The organism is Pseudomonas sp. CFBP 8770 (assembly GCF_014841705.1).
Lineage (GTDB): Bacteria > Pseudomonadota > Gammaproteobacteria > Pseudomonadales > Pseudomonadaceae > Aquipseudomonas.
On record NZ_JACYUL010000001.1, the window covers coordinates 163,272 to 189,482 of the forward strand.

17 protein-coding genes and 1 pseudogene are annotated in these 26,211 nt (G+C 62.6%); 12 read left to right on the forward strand and 6 right to left on the reverse strand.

Going from position 1 to position 26,211, the window contains the following annotated elements:
* The first annotated feature begins 7 nt into the window (after window positions 1-7).
* The 4 genes from fadD2 to IFT98_RS00770 all read left to right on the forward strand — a co-directional run bounded on the left by fadD2 (window position 8) and on the right by IFT98_RS00770 (window position 8,873).
* Window positions 8-1,693, forward strand: a complete 1,686-nt coding sequence (gene fadD2 / locus IFT98_RS00755) for a long-chain-fatty-acid--CoA ligase FadD2 (protein ID WP_192049777.1) — start codon at window positions 8-10, stop codon at window positions 1,691-1,693.
* 271 nt (window positions 1,694-1,964) lie between these two features.
* On the forward strand, window positions 1,965-3,662 hold the full coding sequence (gene fadD1, locus IFT98_RS00760; protein ID WP_192049775.1) for a long-chain-fatty-acid--CoA ligase FadD1: 1,698 nt from the start codon (window positions 1,965-1,967) through the stop codon (window positions 3,660-3,662).
* A 101-nt stretch (window positions 3,663-3,763) separates the two neighbouring features.
* Entirely contained in the window at window positions 3,764-7,675 is a 3,912-nt protein-coding gene (gene hrpA, locus IFT98_RS00765) for an ATP-dependent RNA helicase HrpA (RefSeq protein ID WP_192049773.1), read from the forward strand.
* 76 nt (window positions 7,676-7,751) lie between these two features.
* Window positions 7,752-8,873 (forward strand): beta-ketoacyl-ACP synthase III, encoded by a 1,122-nt coding sequence (locus IFT98_RS00770; RefSeq protein WP_192049771.1) that lies wholly within the window; start codon window positions 7,752-7,754, stop codon window positions 8,871-8,873.
* 82 nt (window positions 8,874-8,955) lie between these two features.
* Here the strand turns inward: IFT98_RS00770 and IFT98_RS00775 are convergent, their stop codons facing one another.
* A complete protein-coding gene (locus IFT98_RS00775; RefSeq protein WP_192049769.1) occupies window positions 8,956-10,239 on the reverse strand; it encodes a putative porin in 1,284 nt (427 codons plus the stop codon).
* Window positions 10,240-10,517: 278 nt separating this feature from the next.
* Here IFT98_RS00775 and IFT98_RS00780 point away from each other — a divergent pair, with 278 nt between their 5' ends.
* A complete protein-coding gene (locus tag IFT98_RS00780; protein WP_192049767.1) occupies window positions 10,518-11,642 on the forward strand; it encodes a GNAT family N-acetyltransferase in 1,125 nt (374 codons plus the stop codon).
* Between the two features lie 187 nt (window positions 11,643-11,829).
* Here IFT98_RS00780 and IFT98_RS00785 read toward each other — a convergent pair whose 3' ends face one another.
* From IFT98_RS00785 to IFT98_RS00795, 3 genes are all read right to left on the reverse strand, one after another.
* Window positions 11,830-13,659 (reverse strand): ATP-binding cassette domain-containing protein, encoded by a 1,830-nt coding sequence (locus IFT98_RS00785; RefSeq protein ID WP_122713612.1) that lies wholly within the window; start codon window positions 13,657-13,659, stop codon window positions 11,830-11,832.
* A gap of 61 nt (window positions 13,660-13,720) precedes the next feature.
* Window positions 13,721-14,284 (reverse strand): peptidylprolyl isomerase, encoded by a 564-nt coding sequence (locus IFT98_RS00790; RefSeq protein ID WP_192049765.1) that lies wholly within the window; start codon window positions 14,282-14,284, stop codon window positions 13,721-13,723.
* A 153-nt stretch (window positions 14,285-14,437) separates the two neighbouring features.
* Complete coding sequence (locus IFT98_RS00795) at window positions 14,438-15,379, reverse strand: LysR family transcriptional regulator (RefSeq protein ID WP_192049763.1); 942 nt, start codon at window positions 15,377-15,379, stop codon at window positions 14,438-14,440.
* A 213-nt stretch (window positions 15,380-15,592) separates the two neighbouring features.
* Here IFT98_RS00795 and IFT98_RS00800 point away from each other — a divergent pair, with 213 nt between their 5' ends.
* The 7 genes from IFT98_RS00800 (at window position 15,593) to IFT98_RS00830 (ending at window position 23,999) form a co-directional block, all read left to right on the forward strand.
* The gene (locus IFT98_RS00800; RefSeq protein ID WP_192049761.1) at window positions 15,593-16,459 is read left to right on the forward strand and encodes a carboxylate/amino acid/amine transporter; all 867 of its coding nucleotides are present in this window, start codon (window positions 15,593-15,595) and stop codon (window positions 16,457-16,459) included.
* A 14-nt stretch (window positions 16,460-16,473) separates the two neighbouring features.
* Window positions 16,474-17,649: a sugar transporter gene (locus IFT98_RS00805; RefSeq protein ID WP_192049759.1), complete on the forward strand. Its 1,176-nt coding sequence runs from the start codon at window positions 16,474-16,476 to the stop codon at window positions 17,647-17,649.
* Between the two features lie 352 nt (window positions 17,650-18,001).
* A complete protein-coding gene (locus IFT98_RS00810) occupies window positions 18,002-18,514 on the forward strand; it encodes a sigma-70 family RNA polymerase sigma factor (protein ID WP_192049758.1) in 513 nt (170 codons plus the stop codon).
* On the forward strand, window positions 18,511-19,458 hold the full coding sequence (locus IFT98_RS00815; protein WP_197976707.1) for a FecR domain-containing protein: 948 nt from the start codon (window positions 18,511-18,513) through the stop codon (window positions 19,456-19,458). Before IFT98_RS00810 ends, IFT98_RS00815 begins: the two co-directional genes overlap by 4 nt.
* 167 nt (window positions 19,459-19,625) lie before the next feature.
* Window positions 19,626-21,956 carry a TonB-dependent receptor gene (locus IFT98_RS00820; RefSeq protein WP_244650989.1) on the forward strand — a complete coding sequence of 777 codons (2,331 nt, stop codon included), beginning with the start codon at window positions 19,626-19,628 and terminating at the stop codon, window positions 21,954-21,956.
* Window positions 21,957-22,559: 603 nt separating this feature from the next.
* Window positions 22,560-23,444: a hypothetical protein gene (locus IFT98_RS00825; protein WP_244650975.1), complete on the forward strand. Its 885-nt coding sequence runs from the start codon at window positions 22,560-22,562 to the stop codon at window positions 23,442-23,444.
* A gap of 273 nt (window positions 23,445-23,717) precedes the next feature.
* Window positions 23,718-23,999, forward strand: a complete 282-nt coding sequence (locus tag IFT98_RS00830; protein ID WP_192049752.1) for a hypothetical protein — start codon at window positions 23,718-23,720, stop codon at window positions 23,997-23,999.
* Window positions 24,000-24,059: 60 nt separating this feature from the next.
* Here the strand turns inward: IFT98_RS00830 and IFT98_RS21130 are convergent, their stop codons facing one another.
* Window positions 24,060-24,845 (reverse strand): methyl-accepting chemotaxis protein, encoded by a 786-nt coding sequence (locus IFT98_RS21130; RefSeq protein ID WP_446730838.1) that lies wholly within the window; start codon window positions 24,843-24,845, stop codon window positions 24,060-24,062.
* A 69-nt stretch (window positions 24,846-24,914) separates the two neighbouring features.
* Window positions 24,915-26,108: pseudogene (locus tag IFT98_RS21135) on the reverse strand (HAMP domain-containing protein); the annotation flags it as partial.
* Window positions 26,109-26,211 lie beyond the last annotated feature (103 nt).

Genomic DNA, 26,211 nt, shown 5'->3' on the forward strand with positions numbered 1-26,211 from the left:
AATAATAATGCATCCTGATTTCTGGAACGACAAGCGCCCACCGGGTGTGCCCCACACCCTTCCTGTCGATGAATTCACGTCCATTGTCGATGTGTTCGACCGTTCCTGCAGCACCTTTGCCGATCGCCCGGCATTCAGCAACATGGGCGTGACCCTGACCTATGCGGAGCTCGACCGGCACTGCAGCGCTTTCGCCAGCTGGCTGCAGCAGCACACCGACCTGGTCCCCGGCGATCGCATCGCCGTGCAATTGCCCAACGTCCTGCAGTACCCGATCGCAGTGTTCGGCGCACTGCGCGCAGGCCTGGTCGTGGTCAACACCAACCCTTTATACACCGCGCGTGAAATGCGCCATCAGTTCTGCGATTCCGGCGCGCGGGCGCTGGTCTACCTCAACCTGTTCGGCGACAAGGTCGAGCAGGTACTGCAGGAAACAAAGCTGGAATACCTGATCGAAGCCCGCCTGGGCGATCTGATGCCCACCGCCAAGGGTTGGCTGGTCAACACGCTGGTGAGCAAGGTCAAGAAGCGCGTGCCGGCGTACCATTTGCCCCAGGCAATCGCGTTCAAAACGGTTCTGGCGCAGGGGACGGGCTCGTCGCCACGCCTGGTAGCGCCCACGCTCGAAGACCTCGCGGTGCTGCAGTACACCGGCGGCACCACTGGCCTGGCCAAGGGCGCCATGCTCACGCATGGCAATCTGGTCGCCAACATGCAGCAGGTACGGGCCTGTTTCCATCAGCTCGACGAGCAGGGGCAGACCATCCTGCAGCAAGGCCATGAGGTGATGATCGCCCCCCTGCCGCTGTACCACGTGTATGCGTTCACTGCGAACTGCCTGTGCATGATGGTTACCGGCAACCATAACGTGCTGATCACCAACCCGCGCGATATCGGCGCTTTCATCAAGGAACTGAAAAAGTGGCCGTTCACCGCGCTGCTGGGCCTCAACACCCTGTTCGTGGCGTTGATGGAGCACCCGCAGTTCCGTTCGCTGGACTTCTCCCGCCTGAAGGTGACCAACTCCGGTGGCACGGCACTGGTCAAGGCCACGGCCGAGCGCTGGGAGAGCCTGACCGGCTGCCGCATCGTCGAAGGCTATGGGCTGACCGAGACATCGCCGGTGGCGTGTACCAACCCCTATGGTCTGCGCGCGCGCATCGGCACCGTGGGCATTCCGGTGGTCGGCACGGCGCTGAAGGTGATCGACGAGCAGGGCGACGAGTTGCCGCTGGGCGAGCGGGGTGAGTTGTGCATCCAGGGGCCTCAGGTAATGCGCGGCTACTGGCAGCAGCCCGAGGCAACCGCCCAGGCGCTGGACGCGCAAGGCTGGTTCAAGACCGGCGACATCGCTGTGATTGATCCCGACGGCTATGTGCGCATCGTCGACCGCAAGAAGGACCTGATCATCGTTTCCGGTTTCAACGTCTATCCCAACGAGATCGAGGACGTGGTCATGGCTCACCCGCAAGTGGCCAATTGCGCAGCCATCGGCGTAGCAGACGAGCGTTCCGGCGAGGCGGTCAAGTTGTTCGTCGTGGCTCGGGATCCGCAACTGACCACGGCCGAACTCATGGCCTACTGCAAGGCCAATTTCACCGGGTACAAGTTGCCACGCGAAATTGTCCTGCGCGACGCCCTGCCGATGACGCCCGTGGGCAAGATCCTGCGGCGTGAACTGCGCGACGGGTAACGCCCAACGAGTATGGCTGGCCTTGATGGCATGGCTCATTCAGCGCGCAGGTCTGTGGGTTTGCGGCCAGCAAAAGCAGGTGTGACCGAAAATGGCAATCTGGTCACAATGGTTACCGGCGGGCCACCTTCGGCCTCTAGTCGCCTCATGGCAAAGCTGCTACTCTCGGCGCGCTTTTCGGCATTCGGACCCGTATCGGTCGTGCTGACATATCAATAATAATCGCATCGAATGCGGTGAAGATTCGCTGGCGCTGGAGGAGTGGGCTTCCATGATCGAAAATTTCTGGAAGGATAAGTATCCGGCTGGAATCGCGGCGGATATCGATCCAGACATGTACCCCAATATCCAGGCGGTGCTCAAGCAGTCCTGCCAGCGCTTCGCCGACAAGCCAGCGTTCACCAACCTGGGCAGGACCCTCAGCTACGGCGAGCTCTATGAGCTGTCCGGTGCGTTTGCCGCGTACCTGCAGCAGCACACCGACCTGGTACCGGGTGATCGCATCGCGGTGCAGCTGCCCAATGTCCTGCAATATCCGGTGGCAGTCTTCGGCGCGATTCGCGCAGGCCTGGTGGTGGTCAATACCAACCCGCTGTATACCGCGCGGGAGATGGAGCACCAGTTCAAGGACTCCGGCGCCAAGGCCCTGGTCTGTTTGGCCAACATGGCGCACCTGGCAGAAAAGGTCGTGCCCAAAACGGCCGTCCGCCACGTCATCGTCACCGAGGTCGCCGACCTGCTGCCGCCGCTCAAGCGACTGCTGGTCAACAGCGTGATCAGGTACGTGAAGAAAATGGTCCCGGCCTATCACCTGCCGCGCGCGGTCAAGTTCAACGACGTATTGAGCAAGGGTCGCGGCCAGGCCGTTACCGAGGCCAATCCGGCCAGCTCGGAAGTCGCAGTGCTGCAATACACCGGTGGCACTACCGGGGTGGCCAAGGGGGCGATGCTCACCCACCGCAATCTGGTCGCCAACATGCTGCAGTGCAAGGCCTTGATGGGCGCCAACCTCGATGAAGGTTGCGAAGTGCTGATCACGCCGCTGCCGCTCTACCACATCTATGCCTTCACCTTTCATTGCATGGCAATGATGCTGATCGGTAACCACAACGTGCTGATCAGCAATCCGCGGGACCTGCAGGCGATGGTCAAGGAGCTTTCCAAGTGGAAGTTCAGCGGCTTCGTCGGCCTCAACACGCTGTTCGTGGCCCTGTGCAACAACGATGCGTTCCGCAAGCTCGACTTTTCGGCCCTGAAAGTCACCCTGTCGGGGGGCATGGCCCTGCAACTGGCGGCCGCCGAGCGCTGGAAGGAAGTGACCGGCTGCGCTATCTGCGAAGGCTACGGCATGACCGAGACCAGCCCGGTGGCCACGGTCAACCCCAACCAGCGCATCCAGATCGGTACGATCGGCATTCCGGTGCCGTCCACCCTGGCCAAGATCATCAACGATGCAGGTGAAGAGCTGCCGTTGGGGGAAATCGGCGAGTTGTGCATCAAGGGCCCGCAGGTCATGAAGGGCTATTGGCAGCGCCAGGACGCCACGGCCGAGATCCTCGATGCGCAGGGCTGGCTGAAGACCGGCGACATCGCGTTGATCCAGCCCGACGGCTACATGCGCATCGTCGATCGCAAGAAGGACATGATCCTGGTCTCGGGTTTCAACGTGTATCCCAACGAGCTGGAGGATGTCCTCGCGACCCTGCCCGGCGTGCTGCAGTGCGCCGCCATCGGCATACCGGACGAGAAGTCCGGGGAGTCGATCAAGATGTTCGTCGTGGTCAAGCCCGGGGTTACCCTGACCCGGGAAAAGGTCATGGAACACATGCGTGCAAACGTTACCGGCTACAAGGTGCCGCGCACGGTGGAATTCCGCGATGTACTGCCGACCACCAACGTGGGCAAGATCCTGCGGCGGGAGCTGCGCGACGAAGAACTGAAGAAACTGGGCATCAAGAAATCGGCTTGATCGCTGCCCAGGTCCGGGGGCTGCCGACACAACCCCCGCAAATCTGCGACAATCGCGGGGTGTAACCTTCGACGTACCCCACCAAGACCTCTGCGTACCTGATGACCGACCAAACCGCTTCGATTGACCAGCTGCTGAAAAACCTCGACCAGGCCATGATCGGCGACCGTCACCGTCTGCGCCGGCAGTTGCACGAACTGCGCAAGCGTCCCGACGAGGCGAAGCTTGGCCAGTGGGTCGAGAAAGTCCAGGCCTCGTTCGCCCGCGTCGAGGCGCGGCGGCGCAGCGTGCCAAGCGTGCGCTACGACGACAGCCTGCCGATTGCCGCCAAGCGCGACGAGATCAAGAAAATCCTCGCCGAGCACCAGGTGCTGATCATTGCCGGCGAAACGGGCTCGGGCAAGACCACTCAGTTACCCAAGATCTGCCTGGAAATGGGTCGCGGCCAGCACGGCCTGATCGCCCACACTCAGCCGCGTCGGATTGCCGCGCGCAGCGTGGCCAGTCGGGTCGCCGAAGAACTGGCCACGCCGTTGGGCGGGTTGGTCGGCTATCAAGTGCGCTTCGAAGACCAGAGCGATGCCAATACCCTGGTCAAGCTGATGACCGATGGCATCCTCCTGGCCGAGACCCAGCACGACCGCTTCCTCGAACGCTACGACACCATCATCGTCGACGAAGCGCACGAGCGCAGTCTCAACATCGATTTTCTGCTGGGGTACCTGAAGACCCTGCTGCCACGGCGTCCCGACCTCAAGGTCATCATCACTTCGGCCACCATTGATCTGCAGCGTTTCTCCGAGCACTTCGACGACGCGCCGATCATCGAGGTGTCCGGTCGGACCTTCCCGGTGGACACCTGGTATCGACCGCTCACCGCCGAGCAGGACGAGGAAGGCAATCAGATCGAGAACGACCTGACCGTCGACCAGGCGATTCTGGCGACGCTCGACGAAATCGCTGCTTTCGAGCGCAGCGAGCGCAAGACGCCGGGCGACGTGCTGGTGTTCCTGCCCGGCGAACGCGAGATTCGCGATGCCGCCGACATGCTGCGCAAGGCGCAGCTGCGGCACACGGAAATCTTGCCGCTGTACGCGCGCCTGTCGCCAGCCGAGCAGCAGCGTATCTTTCAGTCCCACCCCGGGCGGCGCGTGGTCCTGGCCACCAACGTGGCGGAAACGTCGCTGACCGTGCCAGGCATTCGCTACGTGATCGACAGCGGCACCGCGCGCATCAGTCGCTACAGCTACCGTGCCAAGGTCCAGCGCCTGCCGATCGAGGCGGTGTCCCAGGCCAGCGCCAACCAGCGCAAGGGTCGCTGTGGCCGGGTCGAGCCGGGTATCTGCATCCGCCTGTACAGCGAAGAGGATTTTCTCTCGCGACCCGAATTCACCGATCCGGAAATCCTGCGCACCAACCTGGCGGCGGTGATTCTGCAGATGCTGCACCTGCGCCTGGGCGAAATCGACCAGTTCCCGTTCATCGAGCCGCCCGATGGCAAGGCCATCAGCGATGGCTTCAACCTGCTGCAGGAGCTGTCTGCGGTCAACCGCGAGAATCAGCTCACGCCCATGGGTCGCCAGCTGGCCCGGTTGCCGATCGACCCGCGGCTGGGCCGCATGCTGCTCGAGGGCGCGCGCCAGGGCAGCCTGCAGGAAGTCCTGATCATTGCCAGCGTGCTTTCGGTGCAGGACCCGCGTGAGCGTCCACCCGAGCGCCAGCAGGCGGCCGACCAGGCCCATGCGCAATGGAAGGATGCCGATTCGGATTTTGCCGCGCTGGTCAATCTGTGGCGTGGTTTCGAAACCCAGCGCCAGGAGCTGGGCGCAAGCGCGTTGCGCAATTGGTGCCGCAAACAGTTCCTCAATTACCTGCGCCTGCGCGAATGGCGCGATGCGCATCGGCAGTTGAGCCTGATCTGCCGCGACCTGCAGCTGGAGGTGAACAAGGACGCTGCGGACTATCCCAGGTTCCACAAGGCGGTGTTGTCCGGTCTGCTCAGCCAGATCGGCCAAAAGACCGAAGACGGCGACTATCTGGGCGCACGGCAGCGACGCTTCTGGGTCCACCCGTCCTCGGGCATGGGCCGCAAGAAGCCACAGTGGCTGATGGCCGCCGAGCTGGTCGAAACGACCAAACTGTATGCGCGCATGGTCGCCAAGATCGAACCTGACTGGATCGAGCCGCTGGCCGGGCACCTGATCAAGAAGAACCATTTCGAGCCGCATTGGGAAAAGAAGCGCGGCCAGGTGGTGGCGTTCGAGCAGATCACGCTCTACGGCATGATCGTGGTCGGCCGGCGCCCGGTGCATTTCGGCCCCATCGACCCGGTAGCGTCACGCGAGCTGTTCATTCGCGAAGGCTTGGTGCGTGGCGAGATCCACTCGCGGGCCAAGTGCCTGACGGCCAATCGCCTGCTGCTCGAGCAACTCGACGAGCTGGAGGCCAAGGCCCGGCGTCGCGACATTCTGGCCGATGAGGAAACCCTCTACGGCTTCTATGAAGCGCGCCTTCCTGCCGAGATTCATCAGACCGCCACCTTCGACAGCTGGTACAAGGTCAACAGCCAGAAACAACCCGATCTGCTGATCATGCGCGAAGAGGACGTACTGGCCCGCGAGGCGAGCGAAGTCACTGCGGCGCAGTACCCGGATACCCTGCGGCTGGGCGACCTGAGCCTGCAGTTGAGCTACCACTTCGAGCCCAATCATCCGCGCGATGGCGTGACGTTGTGCGTGCCCGCGCCGCTGCTGCCCGCTTTGCCGGGTGAGCGTCTGGAGTGGCTGGTGCCGGGGTTGCTGGAAGCCAAATGCATATCGCTGGTGCGCAACCTGCCCAAGGCGCTGCGCAAGAACTTCGTGCCGGTGCCGGATTTCGTTCGCGCAGCGCTCGCGCGCCTGACCTTCGGTGCAGGCTCGCTGCCCCAGGCGCTGGGGAGCGAATTGCTGCGCATGACCGGTGCGCGCGTCAGCGACGAGGCGTGGGCCGAGGCGGCCCAGCAGGTCGACAGCCATCTGCGCATGAACATCGAAGTGCTCGACGGCCAGGGCAAGTTTCTGGGTGAAGGGCGCGACCTGGCCGAGCTGACCGCGCGCTTCGCCGAGGCCAGCAGCGCTGCGTTGGCCGTGCCGAGCACGGCCAAGAGCCAGCAACCGGTGCAAGCCAAGGCGTTCGCCAAGGTCGAGCAGACCACCCAGCAAAACATCGCCGGACTGTCGATGACGGTGTATCCCGCATTGGTCGAGGAGGGTGGTACGGTCAAGGAAGGGCGTTTCTCGACGGCTGCCGAAGCCGAGTATCAGCATCGCCGCGCCTTGCAGCGCTTGTTGCTGCAGCAATTGGCCGAGCCTGCCAAGTTCCTGCGTGGCAAGCTGCCGGGCCAGACCGAGCTGGGCCTGTTATACCGCGAACTGGGTCGTGTCGAAGCGCTGGTCGAGGATATTCTGCTGGCCAGCCTCGACAGCTGCGTGCTCGAGGGCGAGGCCAGTCTGCCGCGCGACGGTCTGGCACTGGCAGCACTGGCCGAACGCAAGCGTGGTGCCTGGACGGAGCATGCCGAGCGTCTTGCGCGCCTGACCCTGGATATTCTGAAGTTGTGGCACGGTTTGCAGAAGCGCTTCAAGGGCAAGATCGATCTGACCCATGCCGTGGCGTTGAACGATATCAAGCAGCAACTAAGCAATCTGGTCTATCCCGGTTTCGTGCGTGACACCCCCGCGGCGTGGCTGAAGGAAATGCCGCGCCTGCTCAGGGCTGTCGAGCTACGCTTGGAGAAACTGCCGAGCCAGGTGCAGAAAGACCGGGTCTGGAGCGGCGAGCTGTCCGGTCTCTGGAGCCAGTATCAGGCGCGCCTGAACAAGCATGGCCAGGAAGGCAAGCGTGATCCACAGTTGGCGGCCTACCGCTGGCTGCTGGAGGAGTATCGAGTGTCGCTGTTCGCGCAGCAGTTGGGCACCAAGGTGCCGGTATCGGACAAGCGCTTGAGCAAGCAGTGGAGCGCAGTGGACGCCTGAATCTGCCCCGGTCGATTGACCTGGGCCTGCGTGGTGTCCACGTGAATGAGTTGCCCCTAACAATAGAGGAACGACCGTGCATAACGTCGTCATCAGCGGCACCGGCCTGTACACGCCGGCCCAGAGCATCTCCAACGAAGAGCTGGTCGAGTCTTTCAACCGCTACGTCGAAGCGTTCAATGCAGACAACGCCGCCGCCATCGAGCGTGGCGACGAGCAGGCGCTGGCGCCTTCCAGCGCTGCTTTCATCGAGAAGGCCAGCGGCATCAAGAGCCGCTTCGTCATGGACAAGGCGGGGATTCTCGATCCGCAGCGGATGAAGCCGCACCTGCCCGAGCGCAGCAATGACGAGCAGTCCATTCTGTGCCAGATGGCGGTCGCTGCGGCGGAGCAGGCGCTGCAACGGGCCGGTCGCACCGCCGCCGATGTCGACGCGGTGATCGTCGCCTGTTCTAACCTGCAACGTCCCTATCCGGCGGTGGCCATCGAGGTGCAGCAGGCGCTGGGTATTCAGGGTTTCGGCTTCGACATGAACGTGGCCTGTTCCTCGGCCACCTTCGGCATTCAGCAGGCCAGTAACAGCGTTCAGTTGGGGCAGGCGCGCGCAGTACTGGTGGTGAGCCCTGAGATCTGCACCGGGCACCTGAATTTCCGCGACCGCGACAGCCACTTCATCTTCGGCGATGCGGCAACGGCCGTGCTGGTGGAACGGGCGGACCTGGCCACTTCGGCGAACCAGTTCGACATCGTCAGCACCCGTCTGCAGACGCAGTTCTCCAACAATATTCGCAACAACTTCGGTTTCCTCAATCGGGCCGAAGCGTTGGGGGCAGGAGGCGACGACAAGCTGTTCGTGCAGGAAGGCCGCAAGGTGTTCAAGGAAGTCTGCCCAATGGTGGCCGAACTGATCGCCGCCCATCTGGCGCAGAACGACATTGCCGTGCAAAGCGTCAGGCGCTTCTGGCTGCACCAGGCCAACCTGAGCATGAATCACTTGATCGTGAAGAGGCTGCTGGGCCGCGACGCCAGCGTCGACGAGGCGCCGGTGATTCTCGACCGGTATGCCAATACCAGTTCGGCAGGATCGGTGATTGCCTTGCACACCCATCAGGATGATCTGGCACCAGGCTCGCTCGGGGTACTGAGCTCGTTCGGCGCAGGCTACTCCATTGGTAGCGTGATTCTGCGCAAGCGCTGATCGACGACCGCCATGCCAATGAAAAAGGCGCCACCTGCGATGAACTCGCAGGTGGCGCCTTTTTCGTTGCGGCGAAGGGGACTTAGAACTTGGCTTCCAGGTCCAGTTGCAGGGTGTTTACGTCGGCATCGGTGCGGGTCCGGCTGGCAACGTCGGATTCGGCCAGGAAGTAGGTGGCACCGACGGCGAAGTTCTTGTCGATTTCGTAGCCCAGCTTGACCTTGTGGCCGCGCGAGCCAGTGAAGCCGTTGGCGAAGTCGGAATCGGTGAAAGCCCCGACCACGGCGTTGCGCTGCACGTCGCGGTAGTTGTAGTCCAGGCCAAAGCCGGCGAACTTGGTCTTGAAGCCGGTCAGCCAGGCAGTGTCCTGCTTGCCGACCAGAGCGGTGGCTTCGGCATCACCGTTGACCACGTACTGGCCATAGATCGACAGCGGCAACGGCAGACCGGTGATGTCCAGTTGACCGAAGCCTTCGTACAGGGTGAATTCGGTCGAGGCGTTGCCGTTGACAGCGAGCACTGCGGCAGCGTTGGTGGCGTTGTCATTGTCGTAGGAATAGACGCTGCCGCCCAGGGTCATCTTGACGTTGTCGCCCAGCGCAAAGCGCGCGCCGGCCTGACCGGTGTACATGCGCAGGTCGTGCTCGAACTGACGACCTTCGCCGTCGATGTTGTCGGTCAGTACGTAGTAGCCCGTGCTGCCGAACAGCTCAGCGCCGCCCAGGGGCAGCTTGTAGGTGGCGGCCACGCCTTCCGGGTTGATGTCGCCGTCCCAGATCACGTCGCCCATGCTGACCCAGGGTTGGCTCATCTTGCCGCCGATCAAGTGCAGGTCCTTGATGGCAGTAGGGTGCCAGTCCAGGTAGGCCTGGTCGAGCCAGATGGATTTCTTGCTGAAGGCGCCGTCCAGGCTCTGGTTGGTGGAGCGCGCGTCGGCGCTGCTGCCGGTGGCGACGCGGATACCGGCGTCGACCTGCGGGTTGATTTCACTGTAGACCCCGATGCGGGCGCGGATACGCTGGCGGTCCTGGTTGCGATCGCCGCTTGAACCATCACGCTCGCCATCGACGTTGATGCTTTCGTGGCGCAGGCGCACGTCGCCCTTGATCTGCGTCTTTGCGGCCCAGGCGACTTTCTGGTCGAACGCGCTCATCTTCTTCGATTGTTCCGCAGCGGCCACTTGCTGGGCCTGTTTCTCACCGTCGAGCTCGGTCTTCAATTCGGCGTATTGCGCAGCGTTGATCGAGCCGTTGGCGCGCAGCATGTCGAGCAGCTTGGCATCGACTGCGGCACTGGCCTGGGTGCTGATGGCCATCAGGACAGTGGCGCTCAGGCTAACCTTGGTGAGTGTTGAAACACGACGCATGACATTCTCCCTATCGCAAAAAAGGCCGGCAAGCGCCGAGCCTGAAAGTACTTCCGGACGCGCCTGGCAGATGGCGTGGCTGACCCCGGAAAACTGGCGCAAGTATTGCGAGGGGTGATGACAAAACGATGTCAGAACAGTGGCTTGGCGATGACACTGAAATGACTGAATGGCTTGATCCAGAGCCTTCTCTGAATGATGGCACTGTATTGGCGGGTGACCGCGACGAGAGCCTGCGCGATACTGGGCAGCACGTCCCGTCAATTGGAGCCCTACCGATGCCGCTGCATGTAGCTGCCAGCTTGTCCGCCATCGACGCCGCGCAGTGGGACGCGCTGTTGCCTGAACCGCAGCCATTCCTGCGGCATGCTTTTCTCAGTGCGCTGGAGGACAGCGGCAGCCTGGGCGAGCGCTCGGGCTGGGCCCCCGAGCATCTGTTGCAGATCGAAGAAGGGCAGTTGGTAGCGGCCTTGCCCAGCTACCGCAAATGGCATTCCTATGGGGAGTACGTGTTCGATCACGGCTGGGCCGACGCCTGCGAGCGTGCCGGTATCGACTATTACCCCAAGCTGCTGGGCGCGGTGCCCTTCAGTCCGGTGAGCGGCCCACGATTGCTTGCGCGCCGCCCTGGGGATGGGGTCGAGTTGCTGCGCTGTGTGCCGGGCTATCTGGAATTGGAAGGCCTCAGTGGTGCTCACGTCAATTTCACCGACTCCACCCTCGACGAACTGCTGAGGGCCGAGCAGGGCTGGATGGAGCGGCTGGGTTGCCAGTATCACTGGCACAACCGAGGCTATCGCGACTTCGATGATTTTCTCGACGCACTGAGCTCGCGCAAGCGCAAGCAGATGCGCAAGGAGCGCGAGCAGGTGCGGGCCCAGGGTATCGAGTTCGAGTGGCGCGAAGGCGTGCAGGTGAGCGAAGCCGAATGGGATTTCGTCTATGCGTGCTATGCCAATACGTATTTGGTACGCGGGCGTTCGCCATACCTGACCCGTGATTTTTTCAGCCTCTTGGCCGAACGGATGCCCGAGGCTATTCGCCTGGTGCTAGCGACTCATGAGCGGCGGCCGGTGGCCATGGCCTTCAGCCTGTTAGGCGGGGACAGTTTCTACGGACGTTACTGGGGCTGCCTGGCCGAGTATGACCGGCTGCACTTCGAAACCTGCTTCTATCAGGGCATGGACTATGCGATCGCCCACGGCATCAAGCGTTTCGATGCCGGGGCGCAAGGCGAACACAAATTGATCCGGGGGTTCGAGCCGGTGATCACCCGTTCATGGCACTACCTGCGTCATCCTGGGCTGCGCGATGCGGTGGAAAATTTTCTGCAGGCCGAGCGGGCAGGGGTCCTGGCCTACGCCGAGCAGGCGCGGGAGGCCTTGCCGTACCGGCAGGCCTGAACATTCCCTGGGCATGCCTGATGCATCGCGGCAAGCCTTTCGCGGCCGATGACCGCTCCCACAGGGGTGTGGGTGTGACATGCGGTCAACTGTGGGAGCGGTCCGTGGCCGCGAAGGGCGCACTGAGATGTGTCTGGTAGACCGCAGTGTTGCCTTCGCGGGCAGAGCCCGCTCCCACAGGGGGGGGTCAGTCCATGCCTACGAAGCCACCGGTCTGGTGGTGCCACAGCCTTGCATACAGGCCATGCTGCGCCAGCAGCTCGGTATGGCTGCCGATTTCCACCACCTTGCCTTTCTGCAGCACTACCAGGCGATCCATCTTGGCGATGGTGGACAGGCGGTGAGCGATCGCAATCACGGTCTTGCCTTTCATCAGGGTTTCCAGGCTTTCCTGAATCGCCGCTTCGACTTCGGAATCGAGCGCCGAAGTCGCTTCGTCCATGATCAGGATCGGCGCATTCTTCAGCAAAACACGGGCGATCGAGATGCGCTGGCGCTGGCCGCCGGAAAGCTTCACGCCGCGTTCACCGACATGGGCGTCGAAACCACGCCGGCCTTCGCTGTCGGACAGCAGCGGCAGGAAGTCATCGGCGCGAGCCTTGCGTACCGCTTCCCAGACCTGCTCCTCGGTGGCATTGGGCTTGCCGTAACGCAGGTTGTCGAGGATCGAACGGTGCAGCAGAGACGTGTCCTGCGTGATCAAGCCGATCTGTTCGCGCAGACTCTCCTGGGTTACCTCGGCGATGTCCTGGCCATCGATCAGGATGCGGCCGCTGGGCAGGTCGTACAGACGCAGCAGCAAGTTGACCAACGTCGATTTACCCGCGCCCGAGGGGCCGATCAGGCCGATCTTCTCACCCGGACGGATATCCAGGGTCAAACCCTCGATGATGCTGTCGCCCTTGGGGTAATGGAAATGCACGTCTTCGAAGCGCACGTTGCCGCGGTCGACCTTGAGCCGTGGAGCGCCCTTTTTGTCGGTCACGCTGACAGGCTGGGCAATGGTCTGCAGGCCATCCTGCACCATGCCGATGTTTTCGAAGATGCCGTTGACCACCCACATGATCCAGCCGGACATGTTGACGATACGGATCACCAGGCCGGTGGCCAGGGCAATGGCGCCTACCGAGATGAGCGACTGGGTCCACAACCACAGGGCCAGGCCCGTGGTGGCGACGATCAGCAGGCCGTTTATGGTGGTGATGGCGAAGTCCATGGCGGTGATCACCCGGCTTGCCAGTTGGGTTTTCTCGGTCTGCTCGCTGATCGCATCACGTGCGTACTGCTGCTCCATGCTGGTATGGGCGAAGAGCTTGAGGGTGGCGATGTTGGAGTAGCCATCGACAATGCGCCCCATCAGTTTCGAGCGAGCGTCGGAGGACACCACCGAGCGTTCCTTGACCCGTGGAACGAAGTAATACAGCGCGATCACATAGGCGACGATCCACAGGATCAGGGGAATCATCAGCCGCCAGTCGGCTTCGGCGAACAGCACCAGCGCGCTGATCGCGTAGATCAGTACATGCCACAGGGCGTCGACTGCGGCGACCGCCGAGTCGCGCAACGAGTTGCCGGTCTGCATGATCCGCTGGGCAATGCGCCCGGCGAAGTCGCTGTGGAAGAAGTTCATGCTCTGCTTGAGCACGTAGTTGTGGTTCTGCCAGCGAATCAGGCTGGTCATGCCGGGGCTGATCGCCTGGTGTACCAGAAGATCATGCAGGCCGATAAAAATAGGCCTGAACACCAGTGCGACCACCACCATCCAGGTGAGCTCCAGCGCGTTGTCGCTGAAGAAGTGCACATTAGGTGTGCCCTGGGCCATGTCGATGATGCGACTGAGGTAACGGAACAGGGCGACTTCGATCAATGCGCCGATCAAACCCACCACCAACAGCGTGGCGAAGCTGGGCCATACCTGCTTGAGGTAGTAGATGTAGAAGGCCAGGACTTTGTTGGGGGGCGTTTCCGTAGGCGCTTCGCGGAAGATATCGATCCATTGTTCGAAGCGGCGATAAATGCTCAAGCGTGCTCTCCTGTGCGGGTTGACGGTCCTGGCCGGGGCCGGCGGTGCGTGCGGTTCAGTCCACGCGTTTCGCCGATTTGATCATCACCGGATCACTGGGCACGTTCTGCATGCCGCCTTTGGTGATCGTTGGAGCGTTGGCGATGTTGTCGACCACTTCCATGCCCTTGACCACTTTGCCGAAGACCGCATAGCCAAAATCGCGGCCACCATGGTCGAGAAAGTCGTTGTCCTTCTGGTTTATGAAGAACTGGCTGGTGGCCGAGTCCTTTACTTGAGTGCGCGCCATCGCGAGGGTTCCCCGGACGTTGTGCAAACCGTTGTCGGCCTCGTTCTTGATCGGACCCTGGGTTGCCTTTTCACGCATGTCGGCGGTGAAGCCGCCCGCCTGGACCATGAAACCTGGGATCACGCGGTGGAATAGGGTGTTGTTGTAGTGACCCTTATCGACGTAGGCGAGGAAGTTCGCGGTACTGATCGGTGCCTTGGCAGCGTCCAGCTCGACTTCGATCGGGCCCATGCTGGTATCGAGCAACACGTGCGGGTGCTGGGCGTCGGCAGCCATCAGGTGGCTCGCCAGGGAGAGAGAACAGGCGGCCAGAAGGATTTTTTTCAGCATGGATACGAAGTCCTTGAAGAGGGGGAGGCAAATGCTTTGAGCCAAAAGCGGCGCAAGCGTTCGGGGCAATGTGTGGCAAGCGTGCCGCCAAAGGACGGTGAGGGCGAGCCGCAGGGGTAAAATGAATGTTACTTAATGTTCACGGCGCGAAGTTCAGGCGTCTTCGCTCAGGACCGTCTGCTCCATGGCCAGGATCGGCACGTCCAACGGCGCCGTGTCGAAGGTGCGTAGCAGTTCGACGAGAATCTGCGTGGCCGGGCCCAGCGGCTTGTCCTTGTTCGAATACAGATAGAAAGTGGGGTGCCGACTGCCGCCCTGTTCCAGGGGCAGGGCGGCGAGGGTGCCCTCGCGCAGTTCGCGTTCGATCATATGCCGCGGCAACCAGGCGAAGCCCAGGCCGCTGCCGACGAAGCTGGCGGCGGTGGCCAGGCTGCCGACGGTCCAGCGCTGCTCCGCGCCCAGCCAGCCGACGTCGCGCGGTTGCTGGCGGCCCGAGTCACGGATCACCACCTGCATGTGGCCCTGCAGGTCCTGCACGCTCAACGCCCGGCCCGTGGTCAACAGGGCATGTTCGGGGTGCGCAACCGCGATGAACTCGATGGCGCTCATTTCGTTGCCCAGGTAGCCCGGAATGCTGTAGCTGCTGATCGCCAGGTCGGCGACGCCTTCCTGCAGCACTTCCTCGACCCCCGACAGCACTTCTTCGCGCAACCGCACTCGACAGCCGCGGCTCTGCGGCATGAACGCGGTCAGGGCACGAATCAGCCGTGCATTGGGGTAGGCCGCGTCGACCACCAGGCGGACTTCTGCTTCCCAGCCCTGCTCCATGTGGTGCGCCAGGTCTTCCAGCTGGCTGGCCTGCTTGACCAGTTGCCGGGAGCGGCGCAACAGCACGCCACCGGCGTCGGTGAGCACGGCCTTGCGCCCGTCGATGCGCAACAGGGGCACGCCGAGCTGGTCTTGCATACGGGCCACGGTGTAGCTGATCGAAGACTGCGAGCGATGCAGAGCTTCGGCCGCCTGGGCGAAGCCGCCATGGTCGACCACGGCCTGCAGGGTTCGCCATTGATCAAGGGTGACGCGGGGCGCTTTCATCTTCGACTCCTGGTGTCCTGAGCTGGCAGCCCGCCCGAGGGTGTAGCGATCTGTCTCGATGCGACACAGGGTAGAGGAATGATCGGACAAGACAACTTATTTGATGTGTCGTGACAGGTATCCAGGCCTCTTCAATCGAGCCCACGCTTGCTTCACTGGCCTGACCTGCCCCAGATGCGCTAAGGTCCGCGCCTCGCAAATTCGGGACGCACCATGCAATACCTTCTGATCGTCACCCTCATCCAGGCCTTCTCTTTCAGCTTGATCGGCGAATACCTCGCCGGGCATGTCGACAGCTATTTTGCCGTTCTCGCCCGGGTCCTGCTCGCTGGGCTGGTGTTCCTGCCGCTGACCCGCTGGCGCCAGGTCGAGCCGCGCTTTCTGCGCGCCATGCTGCTCATCGGCGCGCTGCAGTTCGGCATTACCTACGTCTGCCTGTACCTCAGTTTTCGCGTGCTGAGCGTGCCCGAAGTGCTGCTGTTCACCATACTGACACCCGTTCATGTGACCTTGATCGAGGATGCGCTGAATCGCCGCTTCAACCGCTGGGCGCTGGTAGCGGCCCTGGTCGCGGTGGCAGGTGCTGCGGTGATCCGCTTCGACCGCGTCAGCCCGGACTTTTTCATCGGTTTCCTGCTGCTGCAGGTCGCCAACTTCACCTATGCTGCCGGCCAGGTCCTGTACAAGCATCTGCTCGCCCGCCACCCCACCGACCAGCCGCAATACCGGCGTTTCGGCTATTTCTACGTGGGTGCCTTACTGGTGGTGCTTCCGGCATTCCTGCTGTTCGGCAACCCCGACCACCTGCCGCAGGCGCCCTTGCAGTGGGGCGTGCTGGCGTTTCTCGGGCTGGTGTCGACGGCGCTCGGCATGTATTGGTGGAACAAGGGCGCAAGCCTCGTGCCGGGGGCGACGCTGGCGGTGATGAACAATCTCCACGTACCGGTCGGTTTGCTGCTCAACCTGTTGATCTGGAATCAGGACGAACCACTGGGACGGCTGTTCCTGGGCGGTGGGGTAATCCTTTTCTCGGTGTGGTTGAGCCGTCTGGGCGTGCGTGACAGCAAGGGGCGAGCATGATGAAAACAGGATCCATGGAAACATCCAAAGGCAGCTGGGCCAGCGTCATCGCGCTGGCACTGGCGGCATTCATCTTCAATACCACGGAGTTCGCACCGGTCGGGCTGCTGACTTCGATCGGTCTGAGCTTCGCCATGCCGACGGCGCAGGTGGGGCTGATGTTGACGGTGTATGCCTGGGTGGTGTCGCTGATGTCGCTGCCAATCATGCTGCTCACCCGCAATATCGAACGTCGCCGGTTGCTGATCGGGGTGTTCATGCTGTTCGTGGTCAGCCATGTGGTCTCCAGTGTCGCCTGGAGCTACGGAGTGTTGCTGGCCAGCCGCATCGGGATCGCCTTTGCCCACGCCCTGTTCTGGTCGATCACGGCATCGCTGGCGGTGCGGCTGGCGCCACCGGGCAAGCACACCCAGGCGTTGGGGCTGCTGGCTACCGGCACGTGCCTGGCCATGGTGCTGGGCGTTCCATTGGGCCGAGTGGTGGGAGAAGCACTCGGCTGGCGCACCACGTTCGTCGGAATCGGTGTGGTGGCGACGGCGGTGGGGCTGTGGCTGGCGAAAAGCCTGCCGGCGCTGCCGAGTCAGAACTCGGGTTCGTTGCGCAGCCTGCCCATGTTGCTCAAGCGTCCAGTGCTGGTCGCGCTGTATGTGACCACGGCGCTGGTGATCACCGCGCAGTACACGGCCTACAGCTACATCGAACCGTTCGTGCAGGCGGCGGCAGGCATGAGCGGGGAGATGACCACGACCCTGCTGTTGCTGTTCGGCGGTGCAGGGGTGATCGGCTCGCTGGTGTTCAGTCGCTACAGCGGTCGCTATCCACGTAGCTTCATGGTGGTGTCGATCGCCCTGCTGGGCCTGTGCCTGATGCTGCTGTTGCCGCTGGCGCGCCACGCCACCTACCTGAGTGCAGTGAGTGTGGTCTGGGGCATTTCGATCATGTGCTTCAGCCTGGCGATGCAGTCCAAGGTGCTCGAGCTGGCGCCGGATGCCACGGACGTGGCCATGGCGCTGCATTCGGGCATCTACAACGTCGGCATTGGCGGTGGGGCGTTGCTGGGCAGTGTGGTGATCACCCAGCTGGGGGTGGCGAACATTGGCAGCGTTGGCGCGCTGATGGCGGGGGCGGGCTTGCTGCTGTGCTGGCACACGACGTATCGGCGCAGTCATCTTGCGCCGACCTCTGAGTGAGTCCTCTGTCATACCGCGTCGATCGCTGACGCGGCTTGCGCCGCTGCTACAGGGGAATCCCGTGTTTCTGGGGTAACGCGTTGAGACCGGATGCAGGGGAATGCGGTGTTTCTGGGGTAACGTGTTGAGGCCGGATGCAGGGGAATGTGATGTTTCTGGGGGAACGCGTTCAGGCCGGATGCAGTGGAATGCGGTTTCTGTAGCAGCGGCGCGAGCCGCGTCGGCGGCGCATGCGGTTTGCCTGGGTGACCGCGCTGTGGCCGGATGCAGCGTCAAAAGCGCAAGTAACGGTTCCGCTTCCAACCCTTTTTAAAATACAATCGATCTCATTTACATCTGATAGGTGCCGATGATGGTCGATCTTGCGGGGGCTGACGTTCGGGCGTTCGAAACGCTCTACCGCGACAATCGCAGCTGGCTGGAGCAATGGCTCGGTCGGCGCCTGGGCAGTGCCTGTGATGCAGCCGACCTCAGCCAGGATACGTTCATCCGGGTCCTGGCCAGCCCCCAGTCGGTTGTCGACCTGCAGAAACCCCGCGCCTATCTCAAGACCGTCGGCAAACGCCTGCTGGTCAATTTCTACAAACGGCGCAGCCTTGAGCAAGCCTATCTGGATGCCCTCGCTACCTCGCCTGCAGACGTCGCACCCTCGCCGGAACAGCGCTGGCAGGTGCTGGAAACCCTGCACGCGCTGGATCAGTTGCTCGACGGCCTGCCCACCGCAGTTCGCCGCGCCTTTCTGCTCAGCCAGCTGGAGGGGTTGGGGTACCGGGAAATCGCGGAGCGGTTGCAGGTCAGCGAGCGCAGCGTCAAGCGCTACATGGCCCAGGCCTACGAGCACTGCCTGTTGGCTGAACTGTGCTGAGCCCGGAGCCAGGCGACGAAGCGCGCCGGGTCGCCCGGTCGGCGGCACGCTGGTGGGTGTGCATCGAGTCTGGCGCGGTCAGCGAGCAGGACCTCGCCCGCCTGCAACGCTGGCGTGAAGCCAGCGACGCTCACGAGTCGGCCTGGCGCCGGGTATCGGCGCTCAAGGGTCGCTTCCAGATTCTGCCGCCGGCGCTGGCCATGGCCAGTCTGGATCGTCCAGCGCCAGGCCGTCGGGACATGCTCAAGGGTTTGCTGGGCCTGGCCGTGGTGGCGCCCGCCGGCTGGTGGCTGACGCGCGAGCTGCCGCTCGACGCCTGGCGCGCCGATGAGACCACCGGGACCGGCGAGCGACGTCGACTGACACTGGCCGATGGCAGCGTGTTGCATATCAACACCTCGACGGCGGTCGATATCGACGCCGAACGACGGCAACTTACGCTGCAGCGTGGAGAAATGATGTTGCGCCTGGCCGATGCGACGCCGTTCGGCATCCGCACGGCACTTGCCGACGTGAGGCTCGATCAAGGTGAAATCAACGTGTGCGAAGGCAGCGGCATCTGCCGTCTGTCGGTGCTTGCCGGGCAGGCAGAGGTTCGGCCCACAGGCTTTGCGCCGTTTACCTTGCGCACAGGGCAACAAATACAGTTATCCAACGCAGGGCCTGGCCCGATCACGGGTTTCGATCCTCGCCAACCGGGTTGGCGCGAAGGCGTGATCGTTGCCCTCAACCAGCCCCTGGGGGAGTTTCTGCGCGAGCTGGACCGTTATCGCTCCGGTATTCTGCGCTGGCAGCCCGAACTGGAAGCCCTGCGGGTCACCGGCAGTTTTCGCCTGGACGATCCGGATCAGGTGCTGAATCTGCTCGCCGTCAGCCTGCCGCTGCGCGTGCGGTGGCGCACGCGCTATTGGGCCACCTTGGTGCCACAGGAAAAACCTGCGTAGCGCCTGTCCCCTTTTGCGCGCTCGCTTGTCATGGAAGGGTAAGCACACTCAAAGAGCCTTCAGCCATGCCCGCACGGCCCCCTCGTTCGTTTCCCCGGTCCACCCGCAAGCCACCGACCCACTATGCTCGTGCGCTGCATCTCAGCGTGCTGCTCGGCCTGGCGCCGATGCCGTTGCAGATGGCCCTTGCCGATGGCGGCGCTCGCGTCTACAGCGTGCCGCAGGGCGATCTCGCCGCTTCCTTGACACGCTTTGCCAGCCAGGCCGGTGTCAGCCTGTCGGTAGCCCCCGCGTTGGTCGACGGTAAGCGCAGCGCCGGGCTGACCGGTGAGTACAGCGTGGAAAGCGGCTTCGCCCAGTTGCTGGCCGGTAGCGGTCTGCGCCTGCAGGCGGCAGGGCAGAATGCCTACATCCTGGTGGCTGCGCCCCAAGGCACGGACGTCGTGGAGATCACGCCCACCACGGTGACCGGTGCCGCGCAAGGCAGTGTTGCGGGCGAGCCGTATGCCGGTGGACAGGTGGCGCGGCGTGGCTCGCAAGGCCTTTTGGGTGCGCGAGACTTCATGGACACGCCGTTCAGCATGACCACCTACACCAGCGAGACCAGCAAGAACCAGCAGGCCCGCACCCTGGGCGATCTGGTGGCCAGCGACCCGGCAGTGCGTACCACCAACCCGGCAGGCGGGCGTTTCGAACAGTTCACCATCCGTGGCTTCAGCCTGTTCAACAGCGATGTGTCGTACAACGGCTTGTACGGAATACTGCCCACGTATTCCATCGACATGGAAATGGCCGACCGAGTGGACATCCTCCGCGGGCCGAGCCAGTTGATCAATGGCATTTCTCCGCGAGGCAGTGTCGGTGGCGGCATCAACGTGGTACCCAAGCGTGCCACCGATACGCCGATCAGCGAGTTCACCGCCAGCTACGCTTCCGACAGCCAGGCCGGCGGCGCGGTGGATATCGGTCGACGCTTTGGTGAAGATGACCGCTTTGGTGTCCGCCTCAATGCAGTGAAGCAGGCCGGCGATACCACCTGGGACGAGCAAAGCGTGGACCGCGAGATGGCCGTGATCGGGCTGGATTTTCGCAGCGAGCGCCTGCGGCTTTCCACTGACCTGGGCCATACCGAACGCGATACCGATGCGCCTCAGGAGCGTGTCCAGGTCGGTGTCAACGCGCGCGTGCCGGGTGCCAACCATGTGCGCGACAACTACGCGCAACGCTGGAGCAAAGCGCGTACCGAGGACACGTTCGGGGCGTTCAATGGCGAATACGATTTGAATGATTCGACCCTGCTGTACGGCAGCATCGGTGCCCGCGAAAGCAACCACGATTTCCTCCGGCACAACGTATCGGTCACCAACGATGCCGGTGACTTCGAGGTACTGCCCCGCGACTTCACCCGGGACGAAAGCGTGCGCACGGCCACGGTGGGCGTGCGCAACTGGTTCCAGACCGGGCCGGTCAGCCATGAGGTGAACCTGGCTGCCAGTCATTTCTACATGGACTTCACCAATGGCGGCGCGCGCTACGCCAGGGGGCGCAGCAACCTTTACAACCCGATAGCCTCGGCAACGCCGACCAACCCCACGCGGCAGGACGCGAAGGTCTATACCGAGAACCGGTTCGACGGCGTGGCGCTCTCCGACACCCTCGGTTTCTTCGACGATCGGCTGTTGTTGACCCTGGGCGGGCGCTGGCAGCGGGTCAAGGTGGATGACTGGAGCGACGGCGTGAAAGGCGATACGGGCTATGACGAGGAAAAGTTCTCGCCGTCGGCGGGGGTGCTCTACAAGCTCAGCGACGAGCTGTCGCTGTACGCCAACTACCTGGAAGGCCTGAGCCAGGGCAAGATCGCACCTTCCACCTCGATCAACGAAGACGAGATATTTCCGCCTTTCATCAGCCGTCAGGTGGAGGTAGGCGCCAAGTATGATCTGGGCAGCCTGGCTATCACCGCTGCGGCGTTTCGCATCAAGCAGCCGGCGTACGAAACCAACGCCGTCACCCGTACCTTCGGGCCCAATGGCAAACGTGAGAACAACGGCGTGGAGTTGAGCGTGTTTGGTGAGCCGCTCACGGGCGTGCGCCTGCTGGGTGGGGTGATGTACATCGACAGTGAGCTGAGCGGTACCACTGCAGGTGCCTTCGATGGCAACCGGGCACCGGCCACGCCCGAGCTCAATGTCAATCTGGGTGCGGAGTGGGATGTGCCGGCGTTGCCTGGTTTGACACTCAGTGGGCGCGGGATCTATTCAAGCGCGCAGTACCTGGATCAGGCCAACAGCAAGGAAATCGACAGCTGGGAACGGTTCGACGTGGGTGCGCGGTACGCGTTCAAGGTGCAGGGCAAGGCCGTCACGCTGCGCGCCAATGTCGAGAACGTGCTGGACAAGCGCTACTGGGCGTCGGCTGGCGCCTCGGACGACAGCGAACCGGGACTGACGCTGGCCACCCCGAGAACCTACCTGGTCTCCGCCACGGTTGGCTTCTGACTGTCTGTGGAAGCGGCCATCTATGGGAGCGGGTGCTGCGGTGTGTCAGGCGTTACACGGTGAGGCCTTCGCGGCCGATGACCGCTCCCACAGGTTGGACGCGGACCCTGTGGGAGCGGGCTCTGCCCGCGAAGGGGGCGCTGCGATGTGTAAGGCGTTACGCGGTGAGGCCTTCGCGGCCGATGACCGCTCCCACAGGTTGGACGCGGACCCTGTGGGAGCGGGCTCTGCCCGCGAAGGGGGCGCTGCGATGTGTCAGGCGTTATGCGGTGAGGCCTTCGCGGCCGATGACCGCTCCCACAGGTAGGCGATTATCGCGAACCCCCAGGTCAATTTTTGCTTGATGTTCATGGCATATTCCGCTGGTTTTATAGGTGTTGGTCGGCAGAAGGGAAGGCGGTGTACGGCGTGCAGTCTCGGGAATTGTTCTTCGCATCGCTTTCAACCTATCGGCGACGAAAGGTCAAGCTGAACCGCGTCCATCGCGCGCCGGACAGGCGGTCGCATCGGCACGCAAAACGGTGATGGGCTGGCAGGCAGCTCGCGGTACTTTTTCAGTCGTGCAGAGTCTACACAGTGACTTTTCTGACAGAGCTTTCGCGCATGCCCACCGTATCTCGTCTTCCACTGTTCGCCTTCGCGCTGGTCGCAGTCATCCAACCAAGCGTGGCCGCATCGCGCAGTGTGCCTTCCATCGATACCGAAGACGCTGCACTGGGCAGTGTCGAGATCGGCGAGGAATCAGGCCGCTTTCACCCGCAACTGAGTGTGGATATCCGCAATGGCGATTTCGCCCGCGGCAACTATGACGATGACGCGGCGAGCCTGGGTCGCGTGCCATTGCATGCCCAGGCTGGTTTTGCCCTCGACCTGCACCAGGCTGTCGACGGTCGTGCCAATGCCTGGCTGGTGTTCAGCACCAGCAACGGTTTTCATGATCCATCGAGCGATGAAACGGTAAGCCCGCGGCGCTGGTACGAAAGCAACAACCTGCTGGGCCTGGTGGTATCGCCGGTCGAAGGGCTGAGGCTGGGGTTTGTCTATACGGTAAAGACCAGTCCGAACGATGTCGCCGACACCACCCAAGAGGCAAGCTTTACTCTGGCCTACCAGGCTGAGTCGGGGTTTGGCGCATGGCGGCCGGGCTTGGCGGTCACCAGCCGTACGCAAGGGGACAGTGGCCGGTATACCCAGGGCAGCGTGGAGCCGGGCGTGGACCTGAGCGATGCTGGTCTGCGCTTGAGTTTTCCCAGCACGGTGGGGATCGGCTGGAATGGATTCTATGGTCCCGATTCCGGCGACCGTCTCTACGCCCGCAGCGGGCTGGCGCTCGAGCAGCCTTTCAAATGGGGGGAAACCCGTTGGAGCGCCCGCGCCGAGGCCTTGGCAATCTACCGCGATGGCACCCTGCGCGAACTCAGCGGCCCGGACGGCGAAACCGACAGCGTGGTGCCCCAGGTGACCATGAGCCTGTCCATGGCGTACTGATAGGTGCCAGTGGTAGCGGTCATCGGCTGCGAAGGCTGCAGTGTGAACTACCTGACACAGAGCGGCGCCTTTTCGCGGCCACGCACCGCTCCCACAGGATATCGGCTCACCAGTGGGAGCGGTCATCGGCCGCGAAAGCTTCACCGCGCAGTGCCTGTACCACCCCGAAGCGCCAGTTCGGCGGCCAAGACACACCTTGATTCAGAATCCCCACTTCGGCAAAAAATGGTAACGGTATGATCTGGCGCATCCCCATCCCTTGCAGAGGTTTCCATGCCGTCCAGACTGATCGCTTACCCGGCCGTCGTCGCGTTGACCGCGCTTCTTGCTGGCTGTGACGCGGCCGAGAATGCTGCGAACAAAGTCATCGAAACGTCCAAGACACAACTGGTCGAAGCTGCGCGCGACACCTTCAGCGAATCCGCCAAGCAGATCAACGAGACGATCGACAAGGCTCAGCAGAGCGCCAAGCCGTGGATGAAGGACGGTGACGAGAAATCCGAAACCCGACACTCTGCAGCCGAACAGCAAGACAAGGCCAAGTCGGAAGGGTGAGTCCTCGCCACTTCTTCCGAACTCACCACGCATCGGGCCTGAAAACCACAGCGGACATGACTAGATCTTGAAGCTGTCCACCAACTGCTTCAAACGGCTGGCCTGCTGGGAAAGCGCATCGCAATTTCGCAGGGTTTCGGTGAGATTGGTCACGCCCTGCTGATTCAGCATGTTGATTTGGCTGATGTCCACATTGAGCGCCTCCACCACCGAAGTCTGCTCCTCGGTCGCCGCCGCAACGGATTGGTTCATGCCGTCGATCTCGCCGATTCGCTGGGTCACGATGGCCAGACGATCCCCGGCCTGGTTGGCCACCGTCATGCTTTCCTGACTGGACGCCTGGCTGGTATTCATCGTCACCACGGCTTCGCGCGAACCCACTTGAAGCGCCGTGATCATCTTGTGGATCTCTTCGGCAGACTCCTGGGTGCGGTGCGCCAGGTTTCGCACCTCATCGGCCACGACTGCAAAGCCACGGCCCGCTTCACCGGCCCGCGCCGCCTCGATGGCAGCGTTCAAGGCCAACAGATTGGTCTGTTGGGAAATACCCTTGATCACGTCGAGGATGTGGCCGATGTTGTCGGTACCCGCGTTCAGGGTTTCGATCTGCTCGCACGACAGGCTGATCTTCTCGGATAACGTACTGATGGCCTCGATGGTGCGCGTCATCACCTGGCGACCATCGTCGGCCTGGCCACTGGCATCGCTGGCCTGACGCGACGCTTGCGCGGCGTTGCGCGCAATCTCCTGAGCTGCAGCGCCCAGTTCGTTGATTGCAGCCGCAACGCTTTCAGTGCGAGCGCTTTGTTCGTCGGAGCCTGCGATGGATTGGTTGGAAGAGTGCATGACCCGTTGGGCCAGCGCATGCACTTCACGGGTGGCCGAGGACACCTCGCCGATGGACGCATGGATACGCTCGACAAACTGGTTGAACGAAGTACCGAGTTCGCCGAATTCATCACGGCTTTCAACTACCAGACGACGCGTCAGATCGCCTTCGCCCTGCGCGATGTCGCGCATTGCCCGGCCCATGGTCACCAATGGACGCATCAATACGTTGATGAGCAGGGTCAGCAGCAAGGCAATGGCCAGCACAGCAACGACCATGGCGATCACGGCCGACGTACGGAACTGGCGCAGTTGGGCGTAGGCCTTGTCCTTGTCGATCGACAGACCCACGTACCAGTCTGCCGAAGGCAGCCCTGTGACCGGCGTGAACGACAGCAGTCTCGCCTCGCCACCGAGGGTGACCTCCTGCAGATTCTTCTCGATTCGCGGCGTGCTGCCGGGGTAGATGTCTTTCAGGTTTTTCATGACCTGATCCTTGTCCGGCGACACCAACACCTGACCGTCTGCGCTGACGAGAAACGCCTGGCCGATACCGCCAAAATCCACCGAGTTGATGATCTGCACCAACGTGTCCAGGCTCAGGTCGCCGCCGACCACACCCATCAATTGACCTTGGCGTTTGACGGGCGCTGCCACCGTGACGACCAGGCCCCCTACCGATGCCAGGTAGGGCGGCGTCAGCATGACCTGATCCGCTGTCACCGCAGCTTTGTACCAGGGCCGCTGACGCGGATCGTACCCATCAGGCATCTTGGTGTCGGGACGCTGGATGAAGGTGCCGTCTGCCTCACCCATGTAGGTGAATTGAAAGTTGGTCGTGATCACAGGCTGGTCCAGCAGGCCCGGGTAGTCAGCCTTGTCGCCCTGATAGGCGATGTTCTGGCGCAGGTTTTCAATCACCAGGATCCGGCCGCTGAGCCAGTTCTTGACGCTGCTGGCGGTCAGCTCGCCCGACTGCTTGACCGATGCGCTGAGGTTTTGCTGGATGGCGCTGCGCTGCAGATAGTCGTTGTAGAGCGTGAACAGTGCGAATGCCAGGATGACGATGCTGCACCCGGCGATCAGGATTTTATGGCTGAATTTCAAGTTCATGGACGCTAGAGGTTCCGGGGCATGGGGGAGCAAAAGCCGGGCGCAGTGCTGAGAATACAGCAGCGCTGTCAGGCAGCAGGTCGGGCTGGGGGCGAGCACCGCATGGCGGCAATCGAGTTGCGCCGATAACGGTGGTCTTGAGCGTTTCGGCTGCGCGCGCGCGAACATGAGAACTGATCGTGGTTTTCCGCCACTTGGTTACCGGCCGAGGAGGGCGCGCTGTGCCTGATACACCGCGGCGGGCCATTCGCGGCCACAGACCGCTCCCACA

What these genes read in the sequence shown, in the direction of transcription:
- fadD2 (WP_192049777.1), top strand. Translation starts at nt 8, where the DNA reads ATGCATCCTGATTTCTGGAACGACAAGCGCCCACCGGGTGTGCCCCAC.
- fadD1 (WP_192049775.1), top strand. Translation starts at nt 1,965, where the DNA reads ATGATCGAAAATTTCTGGAAGGATAAGTATCCGGCTGGAATCGCGGCG.
- hrpA (WP_192049773.1), top strand. Translation starts at nt 3,764, where the DNA reads ATGACCGACCAAACCGCTTCGATTGACCAGCTGCTGAAAAACCTCGAC.
- IFT98_RS00775 (WP_192049769.1), bottom strand. Translation starts at nt 10,239, where the DNA reads ATGCGTCGTGTTTCAACACTCACCAAGGTTAGCCTGAGCGCCACTGTC.
- IFT98_RS00780 (WP_192049767.1), top strand. Translation starts at nt 10,518, where the DNA reads ATGCCGCTGCATGTAGCTGCCAGCTTGTCCGCCATCGACGCCGCGCAG.
- IFT98_RS00790 (WP_192049765.1), bottom strand. Translation starts at nt 14,284, where the DNA reads ATGCTGAAAAAAATCCTTCTGGCCGCCTGTTCTCTCTCCCTGGCGAGC.
- IFT98_RS00795 (WP_192049763.1), bottom strand. Translation starts at nt 15,379, where the DNA reads ATGAAAGCGCCCCGCGTCACCCTTGATCAATGGCGAACCCTGCAGGCC.
- IFT98_RS00800 (WP_192049761.1), top strand. Translation starts at nt 15,593, where the DNA reads ATGCAATACCTTCTGATCGTCACCCTCATCCAGGCCTTCTCTTTCAGC.
- IFT98_RS00805 (WP_192049759.1), top strand. Translation starts at nt 16,474, where the DNA reads ATGGAAACATCCAAAGGCAGCTGGGCCAGCGTCATCGCGCTGGCACTG.
- IFT98_RS00810 (WP_192049758.1), top strand. Translation starts at nt 18,002, where the DNA reads ATGGTCGATCTTGCGGGGGCTGACGTTCGGGCGTTCGAAACGCTCTAC.
- IFT98_RS00820 (WP_244650989.1), top strand. Translation starts at nt 19,626, where the DNA reads ATGCCGTTGCAGATGGCCCTTGCCGATGGCGGCGCTCGCGTCTACAGC.
- IFT98_RS00825 (WP_244650975.1), top strand. Translation starts at nt 22,560, where the DNA reads ATGCCCACCGTATCTCGTCTTCCACTGTTCGCCTTCGCGCTGGTCGCA.
- IFT98_RS00830 (WP_192049752.1), top strand. Translation starts at nt 23,718, where the DNA reads ATGCCGTCCAGACTGATCGCTTACCCGGCCGTCGTCGCGTTGACCGCG.
- IFT98_RS21130 (WP_446730838.1), bottom strand. Translation starts at nt 24,845, where the DNA reads ATGCACTCTTCCAACCAATCCATCGCAGGCTCCGACGAACAAAGCGCT.